This is a genomic window from Methylosoma difficile, assembly GCF_054657615.1.
The window spans coordinates 33,744-59,428 of record NZ_BAAHYJ010000007.1; the positions used below are offsets into that span (position 1 = coordinate 33,744).

At 43.5% G+C, this 25,685-nt stretch carries 23 protein-coding genes; 16 read left to right on the forward strand and 7 right to left on the reverse strand.

Features of this window, described 5'->3' with window-relative positions:
• Positions 1-35: 35 nt before the first annotated feature.
• From ACYQ1O_RS16180 to ACYQ1O_RS16210, 7 genes are all read right to left on the reverse strand, one after another.
• Positions 36-3,896: a hypothetical protein gene (locus ACYQ1O_RS16180; RefSeq protein WP_459993232.1), complete on the reverse strand. Its 3,861-nt coding sequence runs from the start codon at positions 3,894-3,896 to the stop codon at positions 36-38.
• Complete coding sequence (locus ACYQ1O_RS16185; protein ID WP_459993233.1) at positions 3,896-7,063, reverse strand: hypothetical protein; 3,168 nt, start codon at positions 7,061-7,063, stop codon at positions 3,896-3,898. Before ACYQ1O_RS16185 ends, ACYQ1O_RS16180 begins: the two co-directional genes overlap by 1 nt.
• Positions 7,064-7,627: 564 nt before the next feature.
• On the reverse strand, positions 7,628-8,755 hold the full coding sequence (locus tag ACYQ1O_RS16190) for a HesA/MoeB/ThiF family protein (protein WP_459993234.1): 1,128 nt from the start codon (positions 8,753-8,755) through the stop codon (positions 7,628-7,630).
• Positions 8,712-9,830, reverse strand: a complete 1,119-nt coding sequence (locus ACYQ1O_RS16195) for a ThiF family adenylyltransferase (protein WP_459993235.1) — start codon at positions 9,828-9,830, stop codon at positions 8,712-8,714. The genes ACYQ1O_RS16190 and ACYQ1O_RS16195 overlap by 44 nt, the downstream gene beginning before the upstream one ends.
• A 58-nt stretch (positions 9,831-9,888) precedes the next feature.
• Positions 9,889-10,101, reverse strand: coding sequence for a hypothetical protein (locus tag ACYQ1O_RS16200; RefSeq protein ID WP_459993236.1), 213 nt, complete (start codon positions 10,099-10,101; stop codon positions 9,889-9,891).
• A gap of 225 nt (positions 10,102-10,326) precedes the next feature.
• Positions 10,327-10,620: a WGR domain-containing protein gene (locus ACYQ1O_RS16205; RefSeq protein ID WP_459993237.1), complete on the reverse strand. Its 294-nt coding sequence runs from the start codon at positions 10,618-10,620 to the stop codon at positions 10,327-10,329.
• Between the two features lie 9 nt (positions 10,621-10,629).
• Positions 10,630-11,439, reverse strand: coding sequence for a DNA-binding protein (locus ACYQ1O_RS16210; RefSeq protein ID WP_459993238.1), 810 nt, complete (start codon positions 11,437-11,439; stop codon positions 10,630-10,632).
• A gap of 280 nt (positions 11,440-11,719) precedes the next feature.
• On the opposite strand from ACYQ1O_RS16210, the gene ACYQ1O_RS16215 reads away from it, so the two are divergent.
• From ACYQ1O_RS16215 to ACYQ1O_RS16290, 16 genes are all read left to right on the forward strand, one after another.
• On the forward strand, positions 11,720-13,372 hold the full coding sequence (locus ACYQ1O_RS16215; protein WP_459993239.1) for a site-specific integrase: 1,653 nt from the start codon (positions 11,720-11,722) through the stop codon (positions 13,370-13,372).
• 108 nt (positions 13,373-13,480) lie between these two features.
• On the forward strand, positions 13,481-14,356 hold the full coding sequence (locus ACYQ1O_RS16220) for a ParA family protein (protein ID WP_459993241.1): 876 nt from the start codon (positions 13,481-13,483) through the stop codon (positions 14,354-14,356).
• Positions 14,357-14,364: 8 nt separating this feature from the next.
• Entirely contained in the window at positions 14,365-15,312 is a 948-nt protein-coding gene (locus tag ACYQ1O_RS16225) for a ParB/RepB/Spo0J family partition protein (RefSeq protein ID WP_459993243.1), read from the forward strand.
• Between the two features lie 93 nt (positions 15,313-15,405).
• Positions 15,406-15,582 carry a hypothetical protein gene (locus ACYQ1O_RS16230; RefSeq protein ID WP_459993245.1) on the forward strand — a complete coding sequence of 59 codons (177 nt, stop codon included), beginning with the start codon at positions 15,406-15,408 and terminating at the stop codon, positions 15,580-15,582.
• 533 nt (positions 15,583-16,115) lie between these two features.
• Positions 16,116-17,078, forward strand: a complete 963-nt coding sequence (locus ACYQ1O_RS16235; RefSeq protein WP_459993247.1) for an AAA family ATPase — start codon at positions 16,116-16,118, stop codon at positions 17,076-17,078.
• On the forward strand, positions 17,063-17,821 hold the full coding sequence (locus ACYQ1O_RS16240; RefSeq protein WP_459993249.1) for a hypothetical protein: 759 nt from the start codon (positions 17,063-17,065) through the stop codon (positions 17,819-17,821). The genes ACYQ1O_RS16235 and ACYQ1O_RS16240 overlap by 16 nt, the downstream gene beginning before the upstream one ends.
• Positions 17,822-17,900: 79 nt before the next feature.
• Positions 17,901-19,109, forward strand: a complete 1,209-nt coding sequence (locus tag ACYQ1O_RS16245; RefSeq protein WP_459993251.1) for a DUF3150 domain-containing protein — start codon at positions 17,901-17,903, stop codon at positions 19,107-19,109.
• Positions 19,110-19,197: 88 nt separating this feature from the next.
• Positions 19,198-19,620, forward strand: coding sequence for a hypothetical protein (locus ACYQ1O_RS16250; RefSeq protein WP_459993253.1), 423 nt, complete (start codon positions 19,198-19,200; stop codon positions 19,618-19,620).
• An 84-nt stretch (positions 19,621-19,704) separates the two neighbouring features.
• Positions 19,705-20,268, forward strand: a complete 564-nt coding sequence (locus ACYQ1O_RS16255) for a hypothetical protein (RefSeq protein WP_459993254.1) — start codon at positions 19,705-19,707, stop codon at positions 20,266-20,268.
• 80 nt (positions 20,269-20,348) lie between these two features.
• Positions 20,349-21,959: a VWA domain-containing protein gene (locus ACYQ1O_RS16260; RefSeq protein WP_459993255.1), complete on the forward strand. Its 1,611-nt coding sequence runs from the start codon at positions 20,349-20,351 to the stop codon at positions 21,957-21,959.
• A gap of 102 nt (positions 21,960-22,061) precedes the next feature.
• Positions 22,062-22,607, forward strand: a complete 546-nt coding sequence (locus tag ACYQ1O_RS16265; protein ID WP_459993257.1) for a hypothetical protein — start codon at positions 22,062-22,064, stop codon at positions 22,605-22,607.
• A 131-nt stretch (positions 22,608-22,738) separates the two neighbouring features.
• Positions 22,739-22,945, forward strand: coding sequence for a hypothetical protein (locus ACYQ1O_RS16270; protein WP_459993261.1), 207 nt, complete (start codon positions 22,739-22,741; stop codon positions 22,943-22,945).
• A gap of 102 nt (positions 22,946-23,047) precedes the next feature.
• Positions 23,048-23,941, forward strand: coding sequence for a hypothetical protein (locus ACYQ1O_RS16275; RefSeq protein ID WP_459993262.1), 894 nt, complete (start codon positions 23,048-23,050; stop codon positions 23,939-23,941).
• 552 nt (positions 23,942-24,493) lie between these two features.
• Positions 24,494-24,634, forward strand: a complete 141-nt coding sequence (locus ACYQ1O_RS16280; RefSeq protein ID WP_459993264.1) for a hypothetical protein — start codon at positions 24,494-24,496, stop codon at positions 24,632-24,634.
• Positions 24,635-24,776: 142 nt separating this feature from the next.
• Positions 24,777-25,145 (forward strand): single-stranded DNA-binding protein, encoded by a 369-nt coding sequence (locus tag ACYQ1O_RS16285; RefSeq protein WP_459993265.1) that lies wholly within the window; start codon positions 24,777-24,779, stop codon positions 25,143-25,145.
• A gap of 164 nt (positions 25,146-25,309) precedes the next feature.
• Positions 25,310-25,648: a hypothetical protein gene (locus ACYQ1O_RS16290; RefSeq protein ID WP_459993267.1), complete on the forward strand. Its 339-nt coding sequence runs from the start codon at positions 25,310-25,312 to the stop codon at positions 25,646-25,648.
• Positions 25,649-25,685: the final 37 nt, after the last annotated feature.

The following is a 25,685-nucleotide window of genomic DNA, read 5'->3' on the forward strand; positions in this document are numbered from 1 at the left end:
GTTTAGAAAATTATTTTTTACTCGTCAATCGCTTCCTAATCGGCCAATAAAATCGTGTTCAATAAGTTTAATTCATTTGATGCAGCAAGATATCTGTCATCAAAAATCAACTCCAGCTTTGCCGGATCTTGTTCGCCAATCACTGCCGCATAGGGTATGTCCGCATATCGTGCTATGACGGGTAATACTTCACCGATTCCGGCTAAACATGCGCCAAGCGAATCCCGCCAAGCACCTTCGTCATCGCCAAGGGACGGCAACCTGCCAGTGTTGTCCTTTTTCCAAAATCGGGGATAGTCAAAAGGCATAACCAGCCAGGTTGAAGGCGATTTCAGTGATTTGACTGTGGAAAACTCACGAGTCGCTTCATCTTTTTCACGAGCAATGATTCGAAAGAGTTCTTCTGCAGGTTGCCGTAACTTAAAAGGTAATGTTTCATCGCGATGGATAGCCCCCAGTTCGCCAAACAGTTTTGCAATCTGATGGCCGACATCGGTGGACCATCCTTCGACATTAAAACGTTCTTGTTTGTCATGCTTTTCCCAATGTTCTAACCAAAAGGGGCCAATGCAGTAAAGATGATCTGGAAGCAAACACGTTGGATCATCATGTGGCGAAATCAAAAGGGGAGCATTATCGGCACTAGCGCGTCTGGAGAACTGTTGAATATCTTCTATCCTAGCTACACTCTTGAAACTACTGGATTTTGCTGTTGCATCCAATGAGAATTTCGAAAATAACAATTGAGTGTTGCTCTGTGCGTTAGCGACCAAGCCCCGACGGTTAGTATCAGAGGCATGATCCCTTAGAAAAATGTCGGCCTCTTTCAAAAACGATCTAACATGTGTGCTCATCAATGAAAGCATTTCTTCACTACCAATGCCGCCGACCGGAACCATGGCAAGATTTTGTTTATCCAACCCCGCATCGCCGACAATCCGGGTATAAATGGTTGCCCTGATCATCACCAGATAGGTCAATAGGTCGCTGACCTGCCTGAGCCATTGACGAGGCTCAGGAACATCATCTTGAGGAAGAAAATCTTGGAGCAACATAATTAAGTGGCGATCCTTCCAATCACCATCATCTCTGATAATGCCGTCATCCCCCTTATAGTGTTTGCCCCGACCGCGGTAAATCAATTGAGCGACTTCCATCAATGCCGCTTCAATGCCAAAGCGAGGGATCAAAGCGATAATCCAATCGGTTTTAGGGAATGACACGCCGCGAGCACCGCTTGAAGTCATCAGAAATACTTTCACGACATCACGGCGTTCATCGGCAATCAGTGCCTTGCGCCTGGCGGCGGTCACACTGGAATCCAAAATAGCGACTTGTTCTTTGTTTAGGAGAGGCGGGTTGTCCTCACCCGTCACCAGCAATGTTTCAACCGAACGAAGGAAGGCTTTGTCCTGGGCAAAAAAAATGATCTGGTCTGCACCTGAATCCAAGGCACGTTTAATTTCCTGTATAACATTTCCAATAATGGCATTACCTTGTTGTTCGGCAATGGCCTGGCGGACGGTTTGCCTTCTTCCATCAGAGAGTTCTGCGGGTTTTATCCGATCCAGCCTAACCCGGTAGTCTATGGATAATTTCGATGCTGGATAACTGTTGGTCATAATATGTAATACCGGGAGGCGTTTACCGCCAATTTTGACCGACATGGCAGCTAGTCGAAAAGGTCTGTTCCCTGCACTTTTGGAAACCAGCACTTTATCAGGGGTACGTTTTCCACTATTGAGATAACGATCCAGAACAATCTCGTTACCTAACGAAGCATCGGATATGATGAGGATTACCCGAAATAACGGCCCGTTCTCAAAGGGTCGAATGAATTGTTGATCTAACCACTTGGCAACAGAATGAATAAATGGGGCACCGGCGCCATCTCCGGTTAATTCGTCGACCATGACCACAATGGTCGGAATACGTTTTGCAAAGGCTTGCCTTTCCTGTTTGCCCGCCTGAGTGTTGGCCGAGTTTTTAAACAAGTTATCCATCGCGGACAAGGTGTTTTTGTCGCCACCCAGCTCACGATACCCTTGGATAGCTGCGGTCATAACAACCCGATGAATGCCGGAATTCTCGGCTAGCAGAGCGCGGGTCGCGACGGATAATACTTTTAACACGCCAGGCCGTTTGACATCTTCCATCCTGTCTTGCCGTTCCGTTTCGGCACGCTTTCGATGGCTAGCACCGATATGGGTAAGTTCAAGTTCTTCCTTCTTGGATGGCGTAAGGATCAAGGTGCTGCTGTCGGGATGTTTTAGATCATTAACGCCATCGGCAACCACCGCGCTATCGACGGCACGTTTCAGCGCCATGCCATCCCGTACTTGATTTTCATGCCAAGCCTTGGCGGCTCCAATCAGTTTCGCGTTCGTGGTGACAGTCAGGATACCGGTCAACTGGTGGCTGGATTTTTCCCGTGCCAGATTTTCGGTGACATCATCGTTGATGATCACCCGTGGACTGACATAGAGAAATAAAAATCCCCCACTGGACTCTTTAAGGTAGCTGATCACTGCTGTGGTTTTGCCAATGCCGGGATTACCTTCAAGACCAAGAACGGTGACTTGACCCAATACTGATGCCCGCATGCCGACGACAACTGCCGCCGCATGGAGATCGCGAAGCGGTATCGCAGCACCGCGATGAGCCCGTTGAGCCAATGCGTCCGATACTGCGGTTTTGGGGTTCTCTTTAAGAAAAGCCGTTATGTCCGGGTTTGAATCCACCCAGGATAAAGCTTTATCCCAGGGTACGGAGGCCATTGGGTTGAGGAATCCATTGACATCCTCTGAAAAATTGAAGGCCAGGCTCTTGCCGGGTTCAGGCATCTCACGCATTTCAATAAATTGATTGCTAATCACCTTGGGTAACGCTTTACGAATTTTGTCAAAAGCATGGCGAATATGATTTTCAAGTGCCTCTTCGTCGCACTCCGGCATTTTTTCGCTATTACGATAGGCCCGACCAAGGTTTTCAATCAGGGTTGTCCGCGGATCGATCCCATCATTTATAAAGAATCGGGAACTTAGGCTCTCAAAGCCATTCTGGGTAATCGATAACGCCCGTGCATTGAAAGGCCGATCATCAAATCCTTTGCTCTTCAACCAACGCATGGAAGTGTGTACATAAGAGGCGGCTTGACATAGTTTGTAGAGGGGTTTATCCCGGCCAGTGAACGCCGGCAAGTGGTTTTTGATATCTGGAGACAGTACAAATTCTTCCCCGGAAACTTCAGCGCATACTCGCGAGAACACGCTTCGGGTATCCATAAACCATGCGAAACGGCGGAGCTCTTCAAGATGTGCTTCGGGTTTAGTGTAATCAGCCGTTTCAGGCAGGCCATTCAGCGAAAATTCCAGGCACAATAGCTCACTGTCCAATTTGTCATGGCGAGGTTCCAGCCAAAGCAGGAAATCAGCCCTAACTGGATAACCTTTATGCGCCATAATAGATTCAACACGGACATGTTGGGCAAAAGCCTTCGAGAACGCTAACAAATCGGCCTCGGTTTCAGTATCAAAATCGCCTTGTAAGCGAGGAAGTTGCAGTGGACACCATAGGGCTTTTATGCGGTAGTCTTCGGGGTCGGCTTTCAGTTTACGCAGGTATTCGCGCATTGCAGTTTGTCCGAGTCCCATCCCCAACAGAAATAAATGCCTAGCGGTTTCCCGTGTCCTGGATTTCAGATTTGGGTCGACCTCCTTAAGTTCTCGTCCCAGCGCCCCATACACATCGGCAGTATCCAGTTGCTTCCATCGCTCCAGGTCAACATGATCCTGACGTAAAATCCCACTGGCCAGCAATGCCGTCAATACACCTCGTTTAACAGCAATTTCGAACGCCTGCCCCCATAAGGAATGCCGTTGGTTGAGTTCAAGCATTACCGTTTTCCGCTATGCAGGCTGTCTGTCACATGAGACAACAGTGCCGGTAATGACAGCAATACTGCGCCTTTGCGTCGACTAGGAGGCAGCACCTCGATTTCACCCGCCGCCTCGTTCGATGCCGGTTGTACCCAGCTAAAGGGATCCAGCACAGGTTTGAAAACGCCGCCTTCAGGTTGCTTTTCTGCTTCCAGGAAATGTAATCCACGTAACACGTTTAACAGACATTGACGGGTAGCATTGCTTGAACCCAGAAGGTTGGAGCGCACACGTTCCCGCCATTCGCTGCTTTTGACCTGATAATCAGCGTCCCAAAAATAGGTGCAAAATCCAGATTGTGGCCTTGCTGCATCGTCATTGCCAACAATGGCAAGCGTGGCAAATGTATACACTGGGATAAGCTGCTTAAGCACGCCATCGCCTTGGTCAAGCGCAAATTCGTCATGATCGGAAATGCTCACCGCTTCGAATGCCGACTCCGCTTTGGTTCGGGTATGAAGCCGTGTGGCTGGAAACACATCCCGCCGCAACATGTATAAATTGACATGGGCGAACTTGTTCGCCACCTCGTCAAGAAATGCCGTTTGGGTATGTGGGGAATGCCGCTGGGCTGAACGGTTGATACGCCGGTTACCAAAATGGTTTGAAATCAGTATGATGTGTTCATAGCCCATGTCTTGAAGTCTGGACACTTCTTCGACGATAAGTTTGGGGCTTTTGAATGAATCTTGCGTTTCAACGACATGGGTTTGCATTCGATCAAAAGCAAGGCGATAACCACCTATCGGTTCATCGACAGCAACCGCAAGATAGGTTTTAGCCCGGAATATGAAACCATCGGTATTATCCGTTCCCGGATGGTCATCACAGGGACGGGTGGTGTAAATCACCACTGCAATTCTGTTGATGGAGGGTGTGCTACGCGTAGCCACAATCAAAGGTAAGGCTGCGGATAGTGCAAAGGCAGCTCCCTTACATTTATAATTCCTGTTGTCCCCATCTGCTACAAGACCTTGCATCCGTAGCGGAATATTGCGCATCAAGGCAGATTCTAAGGCTTGTGAAATCGCATAAACCCAATGGTCGCCTTCATTTTTAGAGGCTTTTTTGCCCTGCATCTGGAAGCGGACCATCAATGCCGGGAATACTTCAGCGGACTGTTTAATCAATTTTTCGCTGAGTATCTGAAGTACGACATAAACCAGTATCGCCATTGCTGTGGCAGCGGCGGCGCGATATTGGCGTTGGTCTTCTTCGGGAAACTGGGTCTTGTTGCGGAATTTTAATAGTTCCGGTTCATACCAGATATCGATCCCTTTACCCATGCGCCAGGCAGGTTCAATGGTGGTTCGTAATTCCCTTTTTATAGGTTTTTGTTTCTCATCAACGCGGATAGGTATCCAGGTGATATTGAGCATTTGATCAGGTAATTGACGATGAATTTGCAAGGTCGAGTTGCCATCTCCACGCACAGAAAGTGTCCTTTCGTTTAATACCGTCCGAATCCGAATCGAAAATAAAGGTTCTAATACTTCATTAGGGTTGCGGGCTATTTGGATGTGTTTGAACCATTCGATGTTTTCGGATTGATCTGAGGCCGGCTTGATTAACGGATCGCGTACCCTACCCTTGGATCGTTCTATTGAAGACCAATCGACCACACCTTGTTGAACAACAAGGTACAAATCATCAACCGATCGTTGCGCATGGGAAATAATGTTTCGTGATTTGGTGCGTAACAAGGCGATTAATGTTTTGCTCAACTCTTTGACGTTAGGACTCCACGAGGATAGATCGTTTAACAATCCATTAATAGCAGATTGACCTTGTTCTTGAAGGCGTACTGAAAGTTGTCCGGCTTCGGCTAACAATTCCGATGCGTTAATTGCCGGATTCAAAACCAACCAAAGAAAAACAACTTCAGCCAGACTTTTACGCAAAACGAACGGCGATAGTTCATTTCCTGGGTTATCGATAAGCAATTCACGTAAGCGTTTAATTTTGGCATCGAAAGCGGGTTCCATCTCGTTACGCGGATCTTTTCCATTTACCCTAAAGCGGTAACTGACTTCCCGTACGATTGAGATGCCTCTGGTTATAGAATCGATACGGCGCGATTCGAACAGTTGGGTATTCGATTCAGACCACACGGGAAGACAGTTGTAGAACATGGCTTTAACCAGTTCTTGGGAAATTGAAAAATCGGCACTTAATCCATAAACGCGCGTTAAATCAATTTGTAAGGAATGGGTGGACTCCGGGGTGCTAAAATGTTCGAAGAGTTTATTCACCCGATGCACATAACTGACAAACCTCTGATCGGTAACATGGGTTGATTTTAAAACTTGAACAGCAAGACTTTCCATAATTGCAAAGCCGACCCTTAAACGCACGCGGGCCAATGCTTCGTCTTCCAGGAAATTTAAGAAACGAGTCACCTGACTGTCGTGTTTGTCAAAATCTTGCTGGAGGGTTTCGCGTAACTTTTCTTGTTGTATTTCATCAAATTCGTCATCTCGATGAATCTGAACCTCGGCAATGCTTCTGGCCATACGCTCAAGCCAATCTTCTGCTTGAATTTCCTCCCGCGCAGATAAAACACGCGCAACGTCCTTTTCACGCGTGGACGTAGCCCTTACGGATTTAGCAAATTCCATTGCCACCATTTGCGCGGGGAGTTCATTCAGCAACCCCTTGATTTCAAACAGTTTGGCAAGGGTGTCAAGTGCCGTTGCCGGATCTTTGATGAGTAGATTATCAGCTGACACGTCTAATTTCTCGATGTCATCAACTACCAGTTGCTTTAATTTGGTAATTTGCTGGGAAAGGCCTGAAATGTTGTCATTAAATAACCGCCCACCTAACTTGGAGGTGAAACTTTTGGGGGGGCTTACCAAATCACGCAGAAATCCAGAGTTAGGGGTTTGGCGAAACGCATCGAGCAATTCTTTCTGGACGAGAAAACGGCGGAGTATTCCGTAAGTGTTGATTCCCAGACGATTGTTTGTCAACGTTAGCACAGGCCATTCGAAGGGGTTATCGGAAGAACTCTCTTTCGGAGGAAAGGCTTTGACTAGAAAGTCTATGAGTAAAGCAAGATCGGTAGATGGAATTTGACCGCGTGCATACACGGAAGCTCCACCCTGTTGGGGTGTTTGCGACATTGGCATTCTCCTATAGATTGGTCTTTTCAGACCCCATCGCCCTCTAATGCCTGCCAAGCGGAGAGAACGGAATTTCTATTCTATAAGTGTGAGTGTATAACAAATTGCAAAAAGTATAATAGTATTATGTTAGCCTAACGAAGCTTGAATCTGTTGCCTGACATCACGCCCTTCATTATCTTGCTCAACGACCATCACAAACAAGCACTGTCTATTGCTGGTTTTTGCCCATAAATTACCGATAGCGTGTATAACACGCTCCCAATATTTGCCACTAATTAGCGTCACCTTTTCCAGTAATTTTCGACAACGGGCTTTTTAAAAAAATGGGATAGAAAATTTTGCTAGTAAAATTTGACGCTCTTTTCTTACTAAAACTGGCAAATTTTCCATGCTGATTTACATGACATCAGTTAAGATATTGAATATAAGGAAATATATTGTCCTAGAATTAGCACAACTTTATTTCGGTTGACGACAACTCGGATGAAGTAAGGAGTAATATGGTTTTTTGTGTTTAGTAACTCGATATTATGTTGTAATTTATTTGGCTACCAGTTATTTTTAATTTCCACACCAATTACAATTTTGCTGTTTTGGTAAATCAAAAAAATTAATTTTATTAGTTAAAAAATTAAATTCGCCTCGGCGATTAAGCATTTTTGGTTGTAAATTTTCATTTCTAAATATAAGCCTCAATACTTCATTAACAGCAAAAGATGCAGTTACTCCAGCTAAAGGTGCTAAATTTCCTAAATTTCTCTCAGATCTAACTAATTTTCTAACACCCATTAATTCTTGTTGATTGTTTCGATTAAGTACCATGTCTGCACATTCAAAGCAGGCACTTTCAAATGGAATAATGGTTTGTCCAATTAAGCTTAAATGTAAATTATAGCCACCAGCAATAATATGAGGAATTTTATAATCCATACAGTTTTTTGCAATTATCCTAGATGTTGCATCTACATTAGGATAATCCGCACAGTTAATTACAATTAAGTTATTTGTACTTGGTAGATTATCTAAGATTTTTTTAAATTGTTCCGTATTTTCTATTTTTTCAGAAGTTTTAATAAAGTTAATAGCTTCATTTAGTTTAAATAAATTTTCAGATAATGCTTCTAACTTTGATTTTCCTATTTGATTACTATTGAATAATGACCTATTCAAATTAGATTTATGCACAATATCATTATCAATTAAAACAAATTTTTCAAATCCACTTTGAGCTAATAAGGTAACGATCCAACTTCCTACTGCACCGCAACCAACAACGCAGACGGTAGTATTTTTTAAAAACTCCCATTTTTCCAGTAATTCCTCATCTTTCAAAAAATCTGAGAAAAAGTTTAATACCCGCCGGAAAGGATTATTCTCAATTTGCTTTGCAAATTTAAAATTCTCTATGCAATTCCAGTCATATAGTTTTTGAAAAAACTTTTCCAAATTATTTTTAACAAGCTCAGATTCTTTATATTTTTCTTTTAATTCATTAACTGAAAGAGAACCATCTAAAGTTGAAATAATTTCGACCAAATTTTTATCAATGATTTTTAATTTTTTTGATACTCTTGTACTTGACAAGAAAAAATCATAAGTATCATCCTGTAATGGAACAAAGCCAACAGATGGACGTAGCCTATATTTATAATTCGGATTGATTACCACAGACTTTACATTGTTCGTCACGATATACCTCAAAAGTGTCTAAATTATAATTTTCAAACAGAAACTCTCCTCGTCCACCTATTTCGCTTATATCATTTGAATCAATAAAGTATCGTAAAATAGTTAATGCCGACGCTGAAGCAGAGAATACACTCATAGATGCAAGCCCACCAAAAGCAATAGACCTGAATTTTGTGGGATGTTCTATTGGCTTCCAATTTGCTAGTGACTTCTTAAAATAACCTGCGTAACAATCAGAACATGGTGTTAATTTAGGAATAATTAACTCGCCGATACTTGCTAAATGTGCATCAAATCCACCCGCAACGAATAGCGGTTTATTATTGGAAACACAATAACGGCTTAATTTTATGCTTGTGTAACCAATATAAGGATCATCTGCCGCATTGATAATAAAATCCACATCGTATAAATAGGTGTCTAAATTAACATCAATATTTAATGCGATATTATGTGTAACAATTTGAATTTTTGGATTGATAGATTTTAAATGCTCATTAAAAACATTTGTTTTATATTCGCCGCTTTTACTTCTATCAAAAAAAGAATGCCTTGAAATATCCGATTGGTTTATAACGTCAAAGTCAAATAGTTTGAAATCTGAAAATCCCATCATTACAAGTTCTTGACCAAGCCAACTGCCAATTGCTCCAATACCAAATATTGCGATTTTTGTTTTTGATATTTTAGTTTGGACTTCTTCAACTTTTTGAGGACTATCTAATATATCCATCAAAAAATGAAGCTGTCTTGTCAAAAATATTTTGTAGTCTTTGGATAAGTTTAATTTATTAAACCAATTTTTATCTACAACTAAATTTTTATTAGTTAAATAATCTAAGAATTTAGAAAAAGCAGATTCTGGTAAATCTGTAGCTTGTTGTTTATCAATCCAAATTTCTATATCTGCAATAGAATTATCACCATTCATTAACGATAAAGCTTGAGTTAAAACAGAATGACATTTGATATGGATTCGTTTACGAGTGGATAAAAAAACAAATGTTACATCACTGTCACTACCCAGATAAACATCAACACCATCTCTTAAATAAGGTTTAATTTGTTTAGTCATAAATTTTTTATAAAAAACTGCCCTCAAACTTAGAAATTTAAATTTGAGGGCAATTAAATTAGTATTGGACTTGTCCGCCTTCAATACTCAGGAAAGCATCCCAAGCACTTGAGTTATCAACAAAATTCGCATCAGCGGAACAGCCACCAGAACAAACTCTTGTACAACAATCAGAGCGGTTTCCAGAACAATCAGCACTATATTCTTTACCAGCATTCATTCCAGTTTTTACTAAAACTTCAGCAAAACCATTTTCTAACAATTCATCCATAATCATTCACCTTGACTAAATTGAAAAACTAAATTTACGGCAAGCTTTTAAAGCTCTCCTGCCACATATGATTGTACCATTAGAAATAGCAACCCGTATGGTGGTTTTTCCGAAAGGTAAACCACTATAAAGGGGTGACTTCAGGAAACGGAAAATAGTACGCTAAGCTTCGTTTGATGTTCTTACATGCCTAAATTTACCTTGTGCTATTTTTTGTTTTGATGCTTACGTATTCAGCAGCTTTAGTTTATGCGGCAGGTGGACAAGACCTTTAATACGGATAGCAAAGTATTTGACCAGCCCGTCCTTCACCTTCCGCAACCGCCACTGTTCCGCCGCCAACACGGCATCGGTTTCCAGGACGAACCTGGAACTCCTGACCGTGCCGGGTGAGCCGATCCGGCCCCATTCCCGCACCACCGACCAGTCATCGAAAACCCCTTGGCACACATGGATGCGGTAAAACCGGTGTTCGTTTTTTTCCGGCCGCCGTTTCTGTAAATAACACGAACTGCCCATTTATCCACCCTACCCTTGCCCGGCCTTTTTGTTGGCTTTGACTTTTGGCTTAAATTTAAACCGCTGCCCGGTATTTTTCTGGCTTTCCGCCAACGCCGTTTCCACCGTTCTTAGCTCCTGCCGCAGGCCGGTACAGGTCTGGCGTAAACTGGTCTCCGATTCGGTCAACAGGGCAATTTGTTGGCTTTGCCGATGCAGCTTGTCTTGGTGCTTGTCTTCGGCAAATTGTTTTTCTTCGCTGATGCGCCGTGCAAACCACGCCTGGTCTTGTTCCTGTTGTTGCTGCCAACGCTGGCTTTGTTCCTGCATCACGGCCTGCTTCTCGGCCATTTGTTTTTCAGCATCCGTTAATTGCCCTGCCAACTGGTGTAGTGTTTCCGCTTGGGCGTCCAGTTGTTGGCGCAGCGCTTGGATTTGCTGTCCGTTTTCCGCTATTTGCCCCCTCGCCTGCCCCAACGATTGGTTCAAAAATGCCTTTTCCTGTTCCAGCCCCTCCATCGCCACCCGGTTTTCGGCAATAATGTCTTGATAGCCCAGCTCCTTTTGCAGGTACGCTTTTTCCGCCTCGGTTACTGCCAGCTTCCAAGCCTGTTCCATCGCATGGGACAGCGCCACCGGGATGTCCGGGCGGTTGATCTTGTCAAAGTGCTGTTCGGCAAAATGCCGCGTCCATTCGTTCATGGCCTTCTTGATGGTCACCGGGCTGTTGACGCCAATACGCTCGCGGATCAGGTCGATGGTCGGGAAGCGCCCCAGTTCGGTGAAGACGTCGTCGCAGCAGTCGTAGGCGCGGGCATAGGTGTCGGTGAGCTTGGGCATGGCGGTGGCTACTCTACTCTGGAACTTATAGGTGTTAATGGTCTTTGGCGGGTTTTATTATAAATAATCTTTTCAGTTTAAGGCTATTATATTTCACTTTATATTATAGTTAGTATAGATAACTGCCATTATCTATAGGAAGGGGCGTAAACCCATGTTACACTTTCGTTTTTATCAAAAACTGCAATATTACAATAGCTTGTGACATTTTTTCACCTGGCCACCTGCCCCATAAAGACAAGAGCTGTCAACCCCCGTCAAACCCATTGGAACCGACCCTATGCCCTCCCCCCTTTTGAACCTGGATGAACTGGCGCTTCTGCGTAACTGGCTGAATGGCGTGCCCGTTGACGCGTTGGTAGATTATTGCGGGGATAAAAATCCCTTTACTGTTCTGGCCGGACTGAGGTCACGGCTATTGCTAAAGGCACGCCGGCTGGATAAAGGCTGGGGGGATTCCTGGCTTGCAAAACCACCGGCAGCCAAGGCCTTGCCAACCGCCTTGCAACGGTTGGAAACCCTACAACAGGCCCCCGATATTGAACCGGATATCAGCCAACCCTTAGCTTATTGGTTAGTTGACGAATGGTTGGAAAAATTACAGCCACTCAATGTGGTGACGGTGGCGGACTGGCTAAGGCACTATCAATCCTGCGAAGGGGGGCGTTGGTGGCAAGCCATACCCGGATTGGGCGGCATCACGGCCAAAGCCATTGAAGAGCAGATCGGTAGTCAATTTCCAACCGGGATGGCTAACCTTCCCCCACCGGCCATGCCGGTGACGTATACCACGGGGATTGTGCCTTTGGAGCAGTTTTTGTTGCCGGATGAGCTTGACGGCTCCCAGGGCATGAACCGCTCGGCCAACATCCCCTTTATTCCGGCCACGGATGATTACCAAGCCATCGGCAATTGGCTGGCGAGACTGGAACCCGCCAGCCACACTTACCGGAGTTACCGGCGGGAAGCGGAACGCCTGTTGTTATGGGCCATACTGGTCAAACAAAAAGCCCTGTCTTCGTTGGACATGGTGGATATGGGCGAATACCGGATTTTCTTGGCCGACCCACAGCCGACGCATTTATGGGTTGGGCCACCCCAAAAGAAGGGGCAGCAAGATTGGAAACCGTTTACCGGCCCCTTATCGCCGCGCAGCCGCCGATTTAGCGAAACCGTGATCAATGGCTTGTTCACCTTCCTGGTCAACCAACGCTACCTGTTGCATAACCCGCTAACCGCTTTGTCCAAACTCAAAAACCCGGATGTCCTTAAACCGATTGACACGAACCGCTCGTTTAACGAAGACCAATGGCAATTGATACAAGCCTTTTTGGACACCCAAGCGGCCAATGCCGACGGCGGTGAAAAACTGAAATGGCTACGGACACGGATGATCATCCAGTTGGCTTATGGCACGGGGCTGCGCTTGCATGAGTTGGCCAATGCAAAATTAGGTGATTTGGAAACCCGTCAGCGGCAAGGGCAGACACAGCATTGGTTAATGGTATTAGGTAAAGGCCAAAAATGGCGGGATGTGCCAATCCCCCTACCGCTATACCGATTGATGGCGGAGACTTACCAACAACTGACCGGACGCCAACTGAACCGGCCTGCGCCGGATAACCCCATCATTCCCCCTTTGCGGGGATCGGCCAGTAATGCCCTGAGACCGTTGGCGATCCATAAGATCATCAAGGAGGCCTTCACCATTGCTGCCGACACCCTAAGCATTGCTAACCCGGAAGCGGCAGAAAAATTATTGGCGGCCAGCGCCCATTGGCTGCGGCACACCCACGGCTCACTGGCGGTGGACCGCAACATCCCGCTCACCATGATCCGGGACAATTTAGGGCACAGTAATATTGCCACCACCTCCAGCTATGTCCATTCGGACAACGATGCCAGGCATGATGCTTTTGTTAAGGAGTTTTAGTCATTTCGTTAAAGTGTCCAATCATTGGACACTTTATTTTAAAATGTATCCATTGCGTCATTAATATCTGTGTGTATAATAAAATCTTTACATTTTGAGGATTAAAAGATGCAAGAGAATCAAGAAAATACCTATCTTTGTCCGATTATTGCTGTTTATAATCAGAAAGGTGGTGTTGGTAAAACCACTACAGTTGTCAATTTAGCGGCTGAATTTGGTAGGAAAGGATGTACTGTGTTGGTTATAGATGTTGACCCTCAGGCAAATGCCTCGACTCACATCGGCGCTGTTGATCCCAACCTTTTTGAAAAAAATGCTATCTCATTATTCTGCGATAAAAAAACACGAACCGACATTGCACATTTAGCCGAGTTGATAAGTCAAGACGTGAACGATGGATTTGAAAACGTCTGTTACATCCCGGCGACTGACCAATTGGATATCGTCGTTACTGAAACATTAAGGATTCACTCTAACAGGCCGCTCGAGGAATTGAAGGCCCGGTTAAATTTATTGCGCGATAGTTTTGATGTCATTCTGATTGATTGCCCCCCCGCCCTCTCTTTGTTAACTGGCAACGCCATATCAGCCGCAACCCATTTTATGATCCCGGTAGATACCAGTTCCGATTATTCAAGAACGGGGTGGGTCAATTTGATGACCTATATCAAAGACAAAACGCCTGAAACAAATCCTGATTTGGTTTATCTGGGAGCTTTACTAACCCGCCATAGCGAAAGTATTAATGTTCAAAAAGCGATTGCCCAATCATTTGATCAGTTGGAGATGGAAATGGAATTATTTCCGGGTGCAGGTAAAAGATTACCCGTCTATATTCATACCTCAACCAAAGTGGGCGAAGCATCGGTGCTTAGAGAGCCCATTAGAAAAACTGCAAGAAGCAATAAGGTGACTAAAGATTACAACGATCTGGCGGAGTACCTATTGAAAACCTTGTCCATTCAGCAATCATTAAAGAACTGAGGTAAGTTATGACACAAACTAATAAACCGTCAGCGCTTGGGCGGTTGCAAGATAAGATTGCAACCAACGGTAAAACCCAGTTAAAAGCGATATCAGAAGTCAAAGAAAGAAATAGTCTAGTGAGTGCGGTTAATGAATCAAGCCTTGATATTGATCTAATAACCCCCAATCCTTTTCAACCAAGGAAGGTCTTTGATCATGAGAAAATAATCGAATTGGCAGAAGCCATCAAAGAAAATGGCTTGATCCAGCCCATCGCAGTGAGGGCGGTTGATGATGGTTATCAAATTATTGCTGGCGAAAGACGTTTTCGTGCTTGTAAATATCTCGGCCACACGAGCATTCAAGCTGTCATTTTTAATGCGGATGATGAAGCAACAGCAATGATGGCTATTTCTGAAAATATAGACAGGGAAGATTTGTCAGATTACGAAGTGGGTCAAGCCATACAAAACATTTCACATTTATTTGAAAAGAAAACTGAACTTAGTCGATATACAGGTAAAACACGCTCTGATATTTACCGCTATTTGGCTTTTAATGATCTCCCTGACTGGCTTAAGGGTAGGCTTAACGGTAATCCAATTCTTATTAATAGAAATAATGCACAGCTTTTGGTGTCGTTCTTCAAGGAAGCGGACTATGTGGAAAGCAAACATAAAGAACACGTTGTTTCGGCTTTAAACATGATCGAGGAGAACGCATTAACCCAAACTTTACTGCTACCTAAAATAAGACGGTTAATTCGTGATGCGGAAACCCCCCGAAGACAATCGGATAACGTGGTTTCAAAAAAATATGCCCTAAAGGGCAAAAATGTCGGCGGCTTTAGTTTTGACGACAATAAAGTGGTCATAAAACTAAATTCCGAATTAATCACAGATGATGTGGCAACTTCTATTTACCAGATGGTTGCCGATGCTTTGGCTGAACTTGAAATGGGTTCAGATAATTAAAAAGTGTCCAATCATTGGACACTTTTTAGATTAGGTACTTCACATGGCAGTGTATGGCAAATTTTCAATGAATTATAAGGCTTAGGTAATTTTATGGTTGCAATAAAGATAATAAAATCCAGTAATGAAAAAGACTGGTATAGCAACAAAATTGGTCAAATTTTTAAATTATCTTTAAAAGATAACATTAGTTTTATGGTTAAAAATGATTCTGGACAATTTTTAGCAGTGGCACTTGATGATGCAATCATAATTGATGTACCCGATTAATAAGCCTTACACGACATACATCAATAAAAAACCAATTTCCATGTCAGACTAACCTTTATTATATTCAGATGGGAGAACGCAGACCAGAACTCGTCGGTCATGGATTACTTACCACCATCAACTCAAGATTGTCTATGCTTGTGAATCAAGTAGCAGATCGGGAACTCCTGTATCCTGATAACAAAGACAATGTCCGTGCTGCTGTTGACGTTCGCCCAGATCATTCAAAAGTGTCCAATTATTGGACACTTTTTGATTAAGATTTAATTTTGAATATCCTGTGTTTTATGATAAAAATTAAGTGATTTTTGTGGATTCCTTTGGAAACCCGAAATACGTGCCAGTTCAGCACTATAAATAACGAATAAACATTACTACATTGAAACGAAGCAGTTTTTACTGTGATTTAAAACAACGCGGTTTGCCGCAATCTGAAAACAACACGGCCTTGCCGTAATTTAAAACTAACCCACCAGGGAACCATTTTCCCGGTCGGGCATTTGTGTTTCCTGGTTCAACATAGGAATGCACAGATGAAAAAAATCCCCTTAGCTACAACTTTTGGCATCGAAGCGCCATCAAACTTAAACATTGATGCGTTTGTTGATGACAAAAATCCATATATTCCTTCCAAACATGACTATGTGTTTAGAAAGGATCAAGTACGAGACCTTCTTGCTTTTCTCTCAAATTCTTACGGAGACGCTTATTATTTAACTGGTCCAACAGGGTCAGGAAAAACGTCTTTAGTTTGCCAAATTGCAGCAAGGTTAAATTATCCAGTTCAGCAAATAACGTGTCATGGTCGATTGGGTTTTAATGACCTTGTCGGTCAATTCATGATGTCTAATAGCTCCATGACTTTTGTCCACGGTCCACTTTCCGTGGCTCTTCGTGAAGGCCATATTTTGATTTTAAATGAACTCGATTTAATGGACCCTTCAGAGCTTTCCGGGTTAAATGACATTATAGAAGGCAGTCCTCTTACCATTCCTCAGAACAATGGTGAATTGATCAAGCAACATGCCAATTTCCGTTTAATTGTGACAGGCAATTCAGCTGGACAAGGTGATCCGAGCGGTTTGTATTCTGGCGTCATGCAACAAAACTTGGCGTTTATGGATCGTTTTAGAATGATGATTGTTGATTATCCAGAACCTTCAGTTGAGAAATCCATCCTTAACAAGAGATTGGATGCCCTTGGCGTTCCGGTTGATTCTGTAATGGATGTGGTGATCGACAATATGATTAAAGTGGCGAATGAAATCCGCCGACTATTCATGGGATCAGTTGATGGAGCTGGAGCATTAACGGTAACAATGTCTACACGGACATTAATACGCTGGGTCAATATCATGGTGAACTTCAGACGCGCTAAAAACGTACTGTCGTATTCGCTTGAGCGATCTTTAACTTTCCGTGCGGAACCTGCACAGCGTGAAGCGATTCACCGTATTGCCAAAGATATTTTTGGTGATGATTGGGAGACGGCATGACAGCTAGTGATAGATTTCGTTTGTACCGTTTTTATCATTCCGACGGTTCCAGTAAAGACTGGGGCATCAGGGTAAATATTGATGGGACGTTGATCCGAAAGTATGGGAAAACGGGATCACGCTTGAACACAAGTGTAACTCCGCTTAATTCTGGACAAACTACTTTTCAGAAATTAATCAACCAAAAGCTAAACAAAGGTTACCAATACTTGGGTGAGTTTTACATTGATGATAACGGGAAGGTTCTTGATTCGCCACCCCTGCCATCAACGGCTCATCAGCCGATTATTCTTGAGCCTTATATTTATTGGCGGGTCAAGCATATATCAAACATCAGTATCCATGATCCTGTATTGAAACAGTATTTGAAAATTATAGGTCATTTGTCCGACATCTTTGTTACTCATATGCCGGAACAGACCGAGTGGATCAAAGCATTTATCAGCTCACAACCTGCTTTTGAAGGTAACGGCACTACCGGCAAACTATTAAAAACAGACGGCGTCATACCGTTGTTATTTTTAATGGCCTTAAAAAAATGCGTCCCTGTTGGCTTCAGCGTATCGCTGACCACCGAAGACTTCATTGCAATCAGTGACCAACTAAAACTGGAAACCCAAGCATTGTCCTTTTTCGGGACAACTGTCGAGCAAGTCCGTCCGATTGCCGAAGCCCTCGGTTTGTTGGTGAAAAGGTTGGATTTGTCTGGCATTCAAACCGAAGTGGCTGACTGCTATTTTTGAAAATATTTTTTAACTACCCAGAAGGGCAATAAGCCCTGATGGGCATATTTGCCCTTCTTTACACTATTGGAGAGCACTTATGACTACAACAACTATTACAACATCCACTCACACTGCTGAATTCATGCTCGATCAGCTTCAAGTGATAAAACTGAGTATCCGGCTCTGGACCAGTTCCAAAAAGCTGCGCCCTGAAGACCTTAAGCTTGCAGACGGCACTATCTTGCCTCCAGACACTTTAGCGTCTTTAGGTACTAAAAAGACTGTTAACCCTAAGCAACTGCTCGAGTTTACACGGATAAAAAAAGAAGCTGAGAGGATATGCCTTGAATCCGGTACCCGTTTTATTGGCGGGTTTGCAAACCCTAGTGATGAAATACCTCGTATCGTCAATGAGCTCGACGAACTTTCTAAGTTATTTAACAAAGAAAAAGAGCGGTTTTTGAACGAATATTCTGCAAGCACGGAACAATGGGTCAACCAGCATCCCGATTTTGCAGATGCTATCCGTAAAGCTATCGAACCAGTGGCTAGTGTCGAACGAAAATTGGTTTTTGATTACACGGTTTTCCATGTCAGCAAACCAAAAGGAGAGCTTGGTGATTCACTAAATCGACATACACTCTCATTGAGTGATCAGTTATTTAAGGAGATTGCCCAAGATGCCAAAGAGCTTATCGACCGTTCATTTGTCGGTAAAGATACCGTTACAGCACGAGTTTTAAACGCTTTCAGACGTATGCGCGACAAACTCAATAGTTTGGGCTTTCTTGATTATCGCTGTTTTGCCATAGTTGACGAAATTGATAAGATTTTGGTATCAATGCCTAAAAGCGGTCCTTACAATGGCTCTGCTTATCATGCCTTGTTCTCCTTGGGTTTGCTATTGTCCGACCCGGACAAAGTTAAGGCGCATGGCAGTGGTTTGTCTCAATCGTCGTTTCCTGGCAATGACCAAGATATTGACGGCCAATTACTTACTATTGATGATGCTATTACAGAAAGCGATGATGTAGCAGCGGCTTGGTTTACTGAATCAACGTTGTTCATGTTAGATGATTACAGCGTCACGCAATATATTGAAGAAGATCAGGATTGTGATAAGGATGAGGATTCCAAATCTCCTCAGTTGCAAGCACAGATCAACGTGCCTGCATTAACCGAATTGGATGCCGCCAACGCCATCGTATTTAATGGTGCTGTTCAACAACCGGTCTTAAATCAAGATGAAAGCTCCGTAGATCAACAGATTCCCGCGGCTCTTCAATCTACCGATATGTGGTTCTAATAGAACTTTTTAAATTTAACCTTACCTGGCGGGTACTAACTACCCGTGTAGGGCGTTCGTATTCGCCATCTACTATTTGGAGATAGTTATGCGAACAATATGCCCACAAGTAAGCGGAATCTATGAAAACAACAACAATGCTGATCCAAGTGATCCTTATGCTTTCCTGATGCTCAAAAAAGACGAGCCATTACGGGAGTTGATTTCAACTAATGCCTTTAAGGTAAATTTATCAGGTGAAATTGACCCAAACCATAAACATCCACTTGATTGCTTTGCCCGTGATTTTGGGGATTTTATCAAACCAATTTGTCGTCCCATTGACAACGAACTCTTTGATGCGCTCGATTTAGTTTTCCAATTAGCATCATCAAATTGTTTAGACAATGAATACGATGTCGAAAATTCTGGTGATGAAATTTGTTATGAGATTGCAACAGAGTGTAGGCGACAACGTGCTGCACTTAATTTAGTGAATGACTACCTTGCAAATCATCCATTGGTAGTTTGATAAGCAAAACTTAAAATTTTACCTACGGGAAAGCAATTTTCCCGTTAAGGGTTCTCTTGCTTTCCCTTCATTAAAGGAAGGCAAATGGGATATACACATAAATTTCAAATAACAAGACGACCAACTCAAGAAAATTGGGCGCATCTCATGTTTGATGTTGAACACCTTATTAAAACTTTGCCCAGTTATCATGAATTGATAAACCTGGGTGCTGATGTCGACAAGGGCATTATCCTGCGCGGCCCGATGGGTGATAAAAAACCTATCTGCAATTCAAGAAAGATTGCCTTCAATGGTGACACCTCAACGGATTCCGCTTGCGAAACCTTCTTGCTAGTTCCCAAGGTAATGAGTGAGTCATGCAAGACCGCCCGCCAGCCCTATGATTTTGTGGTCTGCGCGGCATTGGTTCTTGTTTTTTTACACATCCCTTATTTTGTGCTTACTAGCGACGGGGACACGAATGACTGGCGTCCTGCTGTATCTTGGGTGCGTCAGCATATCAATCCTGCTGCGGTGATGCCGTCTGCTGTCAGGGAAGCTAAATCAAATTTGACGACGGAAGCCCCACTAAAATTGGCTGACACTCAAGCGCTTTCCCTTTATTTTGCTAATATGCCACTAACCGTTCCAGACGCCTATTTCTGAAAAAACACTTTATAACCCATTGGGGCAACCATAGCCCCAATGGGTGCATGGTTTGCCTCATATCATTACCGGAGCAAACCATGAAACAAAACAGATCGTTAAACGGCGCATTTCCGATTGTCGCCGCCGCATTGGGCAATAGCCTGGGTGTCAAAGTCAGGGTCGGCGGATGTGTTGCCCGAACTGACGGCAAGACAATCACCGTTCCAGCCTATAACCAAGATGACCCTTATTATAAGGACATTGCATGGGGATATTTGGCCCACGAAGCGGCACATGTGCGTTTCAGTGATTTCGATGAATTCGCACGCGCCGCCACCAGCCCGATACGCAAAAAGATAGTCAATATCATTGAAGACATTCGTATCGAAAACGCCATCATCAAGCTTTATCCTGGTGCAAAACAGACCATCCAAAAATTGGATGAACACTTGTTCTTAGGTAATAACGGCCAGTCAGACAAACCGATGGCACCAGCCGCCGTTTTGTCGGACTTTATGTTGTTGAGATTGAGCGCCGATGTCCTCGGCTTCAAGTGTCTAAATGATGTGGCAAATGAAGCTGAAGCGGTTTTGGAAAAGACTTTTCCTGAAGAGGCGATCACACGCCTGATGGCGTTGTTGTCCGATGTGCCTTTTCTGCAAAACACCCGTGATTGTGTCAGATTAGCTGACCGCATATTACGGATGCTTGAAGAAGAACGTGAGAAAGCGGAACAACATGAACATCAGGATCAATCTCCTCCAGAAGATGCGCCACTACCTCCTGGCCAGGATAATGATGTGCAAGATCAGGAGCTATTATCTGACATCCTGTCTTCCGTTTTGAATGCGTCTGAAGACGATTTACCCGTAGACCGTGCAGAAACCATCAGGGATATTTTGGATGGGCAGCATCAAGCCAGTTATGACGAAGATGTTGAATTGCCCATAACCAGGGAACCCGAACGCAATGCCATTCTTGGCCAGGAATTGTTAAACAAAGTCCTTGGACAGTCTGCCCGGCTCAGATTGGCCTTGCAAAGCTTTGTACAAGGGAGCCAGAACCACCGCCGAGAACACAAAAGCTCCGGCAACCAAATTGACGGGAGCCGTTTGCACAGGTTGGCTTTAGGCGATTCAAGGTTGTTCGTACATCAGGCACCAAAGCAATCGCCAAATGCTGCGTTTGAGATTCTTATTGACGCTTCCGGCTCCATGAATGAAGAGGTTGCCAACACAGGGCGGACTCGGATTGAATTGGCAATAGAAGCGGCCTTAGCACTGGCGTTGGCGTTGGAAGCAATTCCTGGTGTCAATCCCTCCGTGACCAAGTTCCCGTATGAAGATACCAACGACGTTGTTCCTTTATTACGGCGTGGACAAAAAGTCAGGGCAAATGTGGCGGCTTTTCTACCCACCACCAGTGGATATACACCACTGTGTTCTGCCTTGTGGTATGTAGCTTCTTCCGTATTGTCGGCCCGTGAACATCGCAAAATCATTATGGTACTCAATGATGGGCAACCTGATGATTTGGATGCCACAAAGTCTGTCATTAGACGCTGCGAAGCTTCTGGAATAGAGCTAATCGGAGTCGGTATCGGTTATGACACCAGCCATTTATTCAGTCGGTCAATTGTTATTCATGATCTGTCTGAATTGGCTGTCCAACTGTTTAGTATCAGCCGGGATTTATTGGTTGCCGCTTAACGAAATTGATATGGGCCTTTCATTTGATAGGCTTTCTTTTTAACCCAATCGGGGAAATTCCCCGATGACGGGCATTTTCCCGGTTTTTCACGAGGAAAATGTATGCCTGTTTTTAAGATAAATCCAAATGTCAGTTCCAAAGAATATCAGCAGGAACTGGCATTTCTACAGGAATTCCATTCTGATAACACCGACCTTATTCAACTCTTTAAAGATTACGGCGATAAGGCATCGGTAATCCCAAATGGTTATATCAAAAAAATCGTTTGGGACGAAGAAGGTGGGTATCCAGCACATGCCTATGGTGTTATCCAATATAGTGTCAGGCCATACCAGCAAGGTTATGGTTGTGATGGCACCACCGACTGCAATATCCATCTTATAGCTTCGGTGATATGCGGGAAACTGGGTGTTGACTATTCGGATGCCTATGCCCTTGCTTACGAAGACGGCAATGAGAATGGATGTATTGAAGGCTTGTCCCGAAATACGGAATTGCAAGCAGAAACGGTTATCCCGGAGAAATTCAGCGGACATGAAATTAGCTTGATGCTGCACGACCTTTACCAAATCAACAACCGGTCTCTCGTTGAAGTCATTGAAGAAATGCTTATAGAACGAGATATTCCGGTGCCAGATTGGCATTAATTTTTTATCCAAAAATATTGGCCTAATAAATTCGCCAGAACATTTTTCAAACACCCTATTGGTGAACTCAACCGTTCCTCAATAGGGATGCGTCATGGGTTCACCAAATAACTACTACTAAGGAAACACCCATGACCGATAACACTCAAACCCAATCCAATGATGAACCTAGATACCGTCACGATTTTATTGTGACGCTGTCTGGCTATGGCCGCGATCCAGAAGAGGCTTTTGAAGACGCTTTAAAAGCACTTGAATTATATGCGCCCTACCATGACCATTACACAGCAGATGAATCTGATGTGGCAGAACCCGTTACAGAAGAAAGACCAGATTAAGTCGTTTAGCCTGACTTAAACCTTTAACCCACATGGGAACCCTGATGTTTCCCATGTGGGGACGATGGTGTTCCCAATTTTACTTTGCTATTGGGGAACATTATGAGCGAAATTTATACAGATATATTTGACACCTATACAGAATTACTGGGTTGCCCTATGAGCCAGTATGTCGATATTGAAATACATGGTGTCGTTGATATTAACAGTGGTGACATCGAATCAGATGAAACCCAATGCCAAGTTGATGACGAAAACCCTCAGTTTTTTTCTGTTTATGTCCGGCACAAAGATGGTTGTAGCGAAGTTATTGCCGATGCAGGGCTTAATAAACTTTACGATTTACGCGAATTTGCCCAGCGATTGGCTGAACAAAACCAATGGCGCTACAAAGACTATACTTTGGGGAAGTCTTATTCACAGATGGATGTTAATCTTGATACTCATACCCTCTATCAAAAAACATTGTCTTGTAGATTATGCAAACAACAAGTGAAATTTGTCTTCGGTACACTTTCGTTCTGTCAAAAGTGCCTAGGGGCTTTACCGCACATCGGAACCAAGATTATTTCCCTTCAAGGAGAAATATCCGACACAACTGATGCCGTTGATGTTTTTACCGGATTGAACTCGGAAGGGGTTGTCGACGGGATATTTCCAGAACAGGAAAACTGCTTTTCTGTCGTGTTTCAAAATGGCGTGGCCATATTTTTAAGTCCTGGGGAAATCACCGATACCCATAACTACCGGATCATCAAAAAGCATGATGTGCATTGTTATGTTGTGGTCAGGGTTTCTGCCAGGGGTATTGAAGCGGAAAACCATCAGGCGGCGATTGAAAAAGCTGAAGCGGCGCTTGATTTTCATGCGATGCTGAACTCAGGGGCGGATGTCGAATATGCCGAAATGGTCATCGGGCATACCGTTGATGAATCTGGCGATGAAAACCACCTGAATACAGGCCGTTACAAAGCCCAATACCCCCTCTTTGGTTAGGTCAACTGCCTGGCCCTGATGCAAACAAAAGGGAAATCAGCTTCCTTTTTGGCAATACCTGCCTTTCATTTTTTAATGGCTGTCAGATTACCGGCATTGGGTAATGACATTTTGATCCTTTTATCCGCCAAAACGTCGTCGCACGATTGAATTACACTACATAAGTAACGCAATTTAATCCAGCATAAAAATATTCCAAAAGGCACTGCAAAATCGTGTCTTTTGGTCTTAACCACTTGACGGTATTCGTATAAAATACAGCCATCGTTTTTCCACAACACGCATTGTGTGTGTTGCGGAAAAACGGTTTTAATGAATTTTTGTAGCTCCCTACGGGACTCAAAAGCCAGTGCCAGTTCAGCACTTTAAATGACGAATAAACATTGTAAAATTGAAACAAAGCAGTTTTTCTGTAATTTGAAAACAACGCGGTTCGCCGCAATCTGAAAACAACACGGCTCTGCCGTAAATTTAATCATTCACCTACTGGGGAAATTCATTTTTCCTCGCTAGGGAACTGTGTGTTTCCCCGGTTTTACCGAGGATACACACATGAGAAGCATCTTAATTTTAACGTTAATATTGGGTACTGTCGGCACAGCATTATCTGCCGGTAAACAAGCATTCGATACAACTGTTCAATTAAATCAACAACGTCATGCACAAATTGCTGCACTGACTACAAACCCTTAAATTTTAGGCAACTTAGCGTTATCTCAATTTTAACTTTCACTTACTGAGGATCACTTTCCTCATAAACATCCTTTGGGAGACATTTGCTCCCTTTGGGTAGCATATTGGTCTCCCTTTTTCTTTATTTATTGGAGATTTCAATATGTATAACAAAGTCACACTTGTAGGTCGTTTAGGTAAAGAACCTGAAATTCGTTACACTCAGGACAAATCCCCTATTGCGAACCTGTCTATCGCCACCACTGATTACCGTAAGGACTCTGCTGGTAAATCTACTGCCCATACTGAATGGCATCGCGTCGTTTTGTTCGGAAAATTGGCTGAAACCGTTCGTGATCGTAATCCTAAAAAAGGTTCAATGATTCTTATCGAAGGCTCCCTTCGTACACGAAAATGGCAAGATTCTGACAAAGTTGATCGCTACACCACTGAAATCATCGGTGACATTTATACAGAAATCGAAACTAAATCCGATAATTCTTCAAATGCCTCTGACGATCAAAGTCAATAAGTGTTTTTCACTATGAAACTAGGGTTCGTATGTGTCCAGTGTCATTGACACTTGTCTTTATACATCCTTATTTCCATTTCCCCGCCGGAACATCTTTTAGCCCTTTCAGGACTTTAAGGTGTTCCGGCATTTTTTTAGGAGGACACATGGTAAAGACATCCCCAATGTCTGGCCAACCAAATCCACATAAGTTAAATTGGGATATTTTCAACGACTACGATTGGCTATGCGGTAAAGATAAGCCGGATTCCATTACGCCTTGGTCAGAGCGGGATATTCTCTGTCTGTATGAAAAATTGTTGGAAAATTCACTTGTCAGCTTGTTCGATAACAGAAGTTCGTGGAATACCAGAAAGGAAATTTATTCCTGGGTTATCAACGAATCCGACAAAAATCCTTTCAGTTTCAACAACTGCTGCACATTCACAGGGCTTGAACACGATGTCATCAGGGATTTTGTGATACTGAAATTCAAACCACATCTGCTTAGCCAACTACATTAAACCCACAAGGGGCAAATCTCCCCTTTTATGGTGTAAT

Excerpts from the sequence above, each read along its gene's own strand:
- ACYQ1O_RS16180 (WP_459993232.1), bottom strand. The coding sequence starts at position 3,896 with ATGCTTGAACTCAACCAACGGCATTCCTTATGGGGGCAGGCGTTCGAA.
- ACYQ1O_RS16185 (WP_459993233.1), bottom strand. The coding sequence starts at position 7,063 with ATGTCGCAAACACCCCAACAGGGTGGAGCTTCCGTGTATGCACGCGGT.
- ACYQ1O_RS16195 (WP_459993235.1), bottom strand. The coding sequence starts at position 9,830 with ATGACTAAACAAATTAAACCTTATTTAAGAGATGGTGTTGATGTTTAT.
- ACYQ1O_RS16200 (WP_459993236.1), bottom strand. The coding sequence starts at position 10,101 with ATGGATGAATTGTTAGAAAATGGTTTTGCTGAAGTTTTAGTAAAAACT.
- ACYQ1O_RS16205 (WP_459993237.1), bottom strand. The coding sequence starts at position 10,620 with ATGGGCAGTTCGTGTTATTTACAGAAACGGCGGCCGGAAAAAAACGAA.
- ACYQ1O_RS16210 (WP_459993238.1), bottom strand. The coding sequence starts at position 11,439 with ATGCCCAAGCTCACCGACACCTATGCCCGCGCCTACGACTGCTGCGAC.
- ACYQ1O_RS16215 (WP_459993239.1), top strand. The coding sequence starts at position 11,720 with ATGCCCTCCCCCCTTTTGAACCTGGATGAACTGGCGCTTCTGCGTAAC.
- ACYQ1O_RS16220 (WP_459993241.1), top strand. The coding sequence starts at position 13,481 with ATGCAAGAGAATCAAGAAAATACCTATCTTTGTCCGATTATTGCTGTT.
- ACYQ1O_RS16225 (WP_459993243.1), top strand. The coding sequence starts at position 14,365 with ATGACACAAACTAATAAACCGTCAGCGCTTGGGCGGTTGCAAGATAAG.
- ACYQ1O_RS16230 (WP_459993245.1), top strand. The coding sequence starts at position 15,406 with ATGGTTGCAATAAAGATAATAAAATCCAGTAATGAAAAAGACTGGTAT.
- ACYQ1O_RS16235 (WP_459993247.1), top strand. The coding sequence starts at position 16,116 with ATGAAAAAAATCCCCTTAGCTACAACTTTTGGCATCGAAGCGCCATCA.
- ACYQ1O_RS16245 (WP_459993251.1), top strand. The coding sequence starts at position 17,901 with ATGACTACAACAACTATTACAACATCCACTCACACTGCTGAATTCATG.
- ACYQ1O_RS16250 (WP_459993253.1), top strand. The coding sequence starts at position 19,198 with ATGCGAACAATATGCCCACAAGTAAGCGGAATCTATGAAAACAACAAC.
- ACYQ1O_RS16255 (WP_459993254.1), top strand. The coding sequence starts at position 19,705 with ATGGGATATACACATAAATTTCAAATAACAAGACGACCAACTCAAGAA.
- ACYQ1O_RS16260 (WP_459993255.1), top strand. The coding sequence starts at position 20,349 with ATGAAACAAAACAGATCGTTAAACGGCGCATTTCCGATTGTCGCCGCC.
- ACYQ1O_RS16265 (WP_459993257.1), top strand. The coding sequence starts at position 22,062 with ATGCCTGTTTTTAAGATAAATCCAAATGTCAGTTCCAAAGAATATCAG.
- ACYQ1O_RS16270 (WP_459993261.1), top strand. The coding sequence starts at position 22,739 with ATGACCGATAACACTCAAACCCAATCCAATGATGAACCTAGATACCGT.
- ACYQ1O_RS16275 (WP_459993262.1), top strand. The coding sequence starts at position 23,048 with ATGAGCGAAATTTATACAGATATATTTGACACCTATACAGAATTACTG.
- ACYQ1O_RS16280 (WP_459993264.1), top strand. The coding sequence starts at position 24,494 with ATGAGAAGCATCTTAATTTTAACGTTAATATTGGGTACTGTCGGCACA.
- ACYQ1O_RS16285 (WP_459993265.1), top strand. The coding sequence starts at position 24,777 with ATGTATAACAAAGTCACACTTGTAGGTCGTTTAGGTAAAGAACCTGAA.
- ACYQ1O_RS16290 (WP_459993267.1), top strand. The coding sequence starts at position 25,310 with ATGTCTGGCCAACCAAATCCACATAAGTTAAATTGGGATATTTTCAAC.